This is a genomic window from Microcystis sp. T1-4, from assembly GCF_000297435.1.
GTDB lineage: Bacteria > Cyanobacteriota > Cyanobacteriia > Cyanobacteriales > Microcystaceae > Microcystis.
Genome location: NZ_CAIP01000013.1, coordinates 1 through 2,680 on the forward strand (window position 1 = coordinate 1; position 2,680 = coordinate 2,680).

Annotated in this window: 1 protein-coding gene; it reads left to right on the forward strand. The window is 50.0% G+C overall.

Features of this window, described 5'->3' with window-relative positions:
• Window positions 1–123: 123 nt before the first annotated feature.
• Window positions 124–2,680 (forward strand): S8 family peptidase (locus tag MICAI_RS22410; protein ID WP_157221703.1); only part of this gene is annotated, 2,557 nt, incomplete at its 3' end.

Below are 2,680 nucleotides of genomic sequence, written 5' to 3' on the forward strand. Positions count from 1 at the left end.
TCCCGAATTGAACACCCTCAAGTGATTGACCGATTGATTTTGGGAAAATAGGGTGTGCCTGGTGATGAAGACAACAGAAGTAATTTCTTATTAGAAGTCAGTTCTCATTCATTTAGTACATATATGCCATCTCTAGAAGACTCTTTGAATTTCGAGCAATCCTTCCCAATCACCTTTGATGTAACAGGTTCCGGCGATTTAAGTGTATCGAGCGCAACTCCTCCCCCTCTCTTAGGAGTCTTGAACTCTAACCCCTCCCCATCTACATCATCCTCTGAGGCTCCTACGGTTCCCCCAAGTGTTTCAGTCTCCCCTGCTGCTAAGAGTTCCCCATTGTTTCCCGCTTCTCTTAGTATTAACTCTTCTGGTTATTCCACCAGTCCAGCGGTGGGTCTTACTTCTCTACCCACCGCTGCCCCCGTCAGCACCAGTCCAGCGGTGGGTCTTACTTCTCTACCCACCGCTGCCCCCGTCAGCACCAGTCCAGCGGTGGGTCTTACTTCTCTACCCACCGCTGCCCCCGTCACCTCAGAGCTAAAACCTGCAGCAACTAGCACTATTGCCCCCCATGCTCCCAATCAACTCATTGTCAAGTTTAAACAAGGGATCGCCACCGCCCAAGCTGCTCAGTTTCACTCCCTCTTTGGTGCTGTTAAAACCCAGAAGATTAAACTAACGGGGGCAGAGATTTGGAAATTATCCGGGTCGCTCTCTGTGGAGAAGATTCTGGCACAACATGGCTCCAATCCGATTTTTGAATACATTGAACCCGACTATATTGTGACAAAAGGCACAATTAGTCCCCAGGCGACATTCCCCAATGACCCCAGTTTTAATCAACTTTGGGGATTGCATAACACTGGACAAAGTGGCGGTACTGCCGATGCCGATATTGATGCCCCTGAAGCTTGGGATATTCAAACCGGCGATCCTAATCTAGTGATTGGGGTTATCGATACGGGGGTTGACTACAATCACCAAGACCTAGTTGGCAATATCTGGACAAACCCAGGGGAAATTGCGGGAGACGGCATTGACAACGATGGCAATGGCTACATTGATGACATTCGCGGTTGGGACTTTGCCTATAACGACAATGACCCCAGTGATGTTCATGGTCACGGAACCCATGTTTCGGGAACCATTGCTGGCAAAGGTAACAATGGGGTCGGTGTGACGGGGGTGGCCTGGAATGCCAAAATCATGCCGCTGAAGTTCCTTGATGATACGGGGTCAGGCTCTACCTCCAATGCCATTAAGGCAATTAACTATGCGACGGACAAAGGAGTTAAGCTCACCAATAACTCTTGGGGAGGTGGCGGTTATAGTCAAGCGCTCTACGATGCGATTAATGCGGCGGGTCAGGCGGGGGCTTTATTTATTGCGTCGGCTGGTAATAGTGCACAAAACACTGACACAAGCCCCTCCTATCCTGCCAGCTACAACCTAGATAATATTATTTCCGTTGCTTCCACCACCCGCACCGATTCCCTCTCGTCGTTTTCCAACTATGGTTTAACCAGCGTAGATTTAGGCGCACCTGGTTCAGCGATTTACAGTACCACTCCCAACAATACCTATGCCACCTATTCAGGGACATCCATGGCCAGTCCCCATGTAACTGGGGCGGCGGCTTTGTTGTGGTCACAAAATCCTACCTGGACAGCCCAACAGGTGAAAAACACCTTAATGAACACGGGGGATTCTATTGCCGCTCTAGCCGGTAAAACGGTTTCTGGTAAGCGGCTCAATGTGTTTAACGCTTTGGCGGCGGCTAACTTACCTTCTGTAACCGTCAGCGTCAGTCCGGCCAGTGTGCAGGAAGACGGTACGACTAACTTAGTTTATACCTTTACTCGCACTAACTTAAACCTGAGTTCTCCCCTGACCGTTAACTTCGGGGCGAGTGGCATAGCCAACGCCGTCCCGGTGGGAAGCGACCCAGCCGATTACAACGTATTAACAGGTAGTGGTGTCACCTTCGACCCGACGACAAAATTGGGAACCGTCACTTTTGCCGCCGGTGCGACAACGGCAACGGTCGAGGTTGCTCCGATTGCTGACACCATTGCCGAAATCGCTGACGAAACAGTGGCTCTCGCGGTTAATAGTGGAACTGGTTATATTGGCGGTTCACCCGGAACAGCCACAGGAACGATTGTTTCTGAAGAAACCCTACCGATTTTTAGTAACCCTAACCCGATTACTATTCCTGATGGTGGTACGAGTAGCCCCTATCCTTCCACTATTAATGTTTCAGGCTTAAGCGGTAATATTAATAGCCTGAAAGTAACGCTGACAAACCTGAGCCATACTTGGCCCGATGATATTGATGTATTACTGGTCGGTCCGACGGGAGCCAAAGCCTTATTAATGTCTGATGTGGGTGGCTCAGATGGTGTTAGTAATGTCACTCTCACCTTTGAGCCGACGGCAACCTCCTTCTTGCCTGATTCAGGGCTAATTACCAGTGGCAGTTATAAGGCCACAGACTTTGAAACCACTGATATCTTTAACTCGCCCGCTCCCGCTGGCCCCTACGGTACGGATTTCTCGGTCTTTAACAACACCAACCCCAATGGAACCTGGAGCCTCTACGTTGTGGATGATGAGTCTCCAGATGGGGGAACTATTGCTGGTGGTTGGTCACTGCTCATTGACACGGCAGCAGCGACGAAAT